This window comes from Cellulophaga sp. 20_2_10 (assembly GCF_023476645.1).
GTDB lineage: Bacteria > Bacteroidota > Bacteroidia > Flavobacteriales > Flavobacteriaceae > Cellulophaga.
In genome coordinates this window covers 1-834 of sequence record NZ_JAMCOJ010000052.1, presented here as the reverse complement: position 1 = coordinate 834, position 834 = coordinate 1, and the positions used below count along the sequence as shown (strand labels likewise).

Genomic DNA, 834 nt, shown 5'->3' with positions numbered 1-834 from the left:
TTTTTCCAGACTTTTCTCCATTTTCCTTGATTTAATCGCCAACTATTTTCATTTGTTTCAGCAGGAACAGTTCCAATTGCAGGTTCGTAAGAAGTTCCAATTAATTTTTTTCTTGAACCTTGCATGGTATAATTATATTCGTGTCTATTTTCTTCAATTATCAGCCACTCAATCGCAACAAAAAAGCCTTTTTCGGGAAATTCTATATTTAATTCTGAAAGGTCAATTTCCGTAGTTTTTTTTCCTTTTTTAGCTATTCCAATTATATTTTCATTATAGATATAATTTTCAGGTTCTCCTTTTTCATTTACTCCATAAAGTCTAATATTAAACTTTGAATTTTTCACGTCACTATTTGTCAATATTCTTAACTTTTTAAGATAAGGTATCTTTTCATATTTTGTTTTACATTCAAAAAATTTAGCTGAAATCCAAGGTTGTGTTCCGCAAGCAAAATAACTATTGATTTTAGATTTTTTAAACTCTCCAATTGTCAATTCTTGAGATAATTTTTTAGAATTGATAATAATTTCATCTAATTCAGTAATTAAAGGTTTTAACTCTAAAACATTTTTAATCGAATCAGATATTATTTTTTTTGTTTGAAATCCAATTGCAGAAAATAGAATAACTTTCGTTCCATTAATTTTTAATTCAAACTCTCCTTTTTCATTAGATGTTGTTCCAATGTTTTCGTTTTCCACCCAAATATTTACGTAAGGTATTTTTTCTTTCGTATCGCTGTCAATTATTACCGATTTTAATTGACTAAAACAAAGGTTTGAAACTAGTAAAATTGTTATAGCAAGTAGCTTTTTCATATTGTGGGCAACG

General features: G+C 27.2%; 1 protein-coding gene. It reads right to left on the bottom strand.

Annotated elements, in window-relative coordinates:
* The coding region (locus M4I21_RS18490) for a carboxypeptidase-like regulatory domain-containing protein (protein WP_349628921.1) at positions 1–821 on the bottom strand (821 nt) is incomplete at its 3' end.
* Positions 822–834: the final 13 nt, after the last annotated feature.